This window comes from Zavarzinella formosa DSM 19928 (genome assembly GCF_000255705.1).
GTDB classification, from domain to species: domain Bacteria; phylum Planctomycetota; class Planctomycetia; order Gemmatales; family Gemmataceae; genus Zavarzinella; species Zavarzinella formosa.
Window position 1 is genome coordinate 1 of sequence record NZ_JH636467.1, and the last position, 682, is coordinate 682.

A 682-nucleotide genomic window follows, 5' to 3' on the forward strand; every position below is an offset into this window, starting at 1 on the left:
CAGGCCTCGGGGTCGGTGGCCTCGGAGCCGCGTCATCGCGCCCAGATCAGCCGGTTCCTCGGCCGCAAGGCCCTTCGCCAACGGCCGCCGCTGGCCCTGGTGCGGGACCGGATGCTGGCGTTGGAGCCGTCGGGGGGCCGGTTCGTGTTCATCATCGACCAGACGCTGTGCAGCCGGCAGGGAGACAAGACGGAGAACACCTATTCCACGGGGAACCGGCAACGCCGTCCGCGCAAAGGCATCCGTCACAACAAATACAAACACACCCGCAAACGCTGTCATTGCTTTGTGATGGGTCTGCTGCTGACGCCGCGGGGAACCCGTTATCCGTTCCGTCGTTGTTACCGCACGAAGGAGTATTGCGAGGCCCGTCGGACGAAGTATCTCAAACAGACGGAACTGGCGGCGGAGTTGATCCGGGAACTGCCGTTGCCGGACGGGGCCGACGTGGTGGTCCTGGGCGACACCGCCTTCGACGCCGTGGTGATTCGCGAGGCGTGTAATCGGCGGAAGTATTCGTGGATCGTGCCGATGAACCCGGAACGGGTCCTGGCCGGTCCGAAGCCGCGTCCGAAAGTTCGGTTGCTGGCGGAGGAATTGACGGCCGGGCCGTTCCGGGCCATCCGGCTTGATCCGAACGACGGGCCGTATGCCGCGATGCGGCGCCGGTCGGCGGGCCGGG

1 protein-coding gene is annotated in these 682 nt (G+C 66.3%); it reads left to right on the forward strand.

Going from position 1 to position 682, the window contains the following annotated elements:
* A partial coding sequence (locus BGIM_RS56650) for a transposase (protein WP_157370029.1) occupies window positions 1–682 on the forward strand: 682 nt, incomplete at both ends.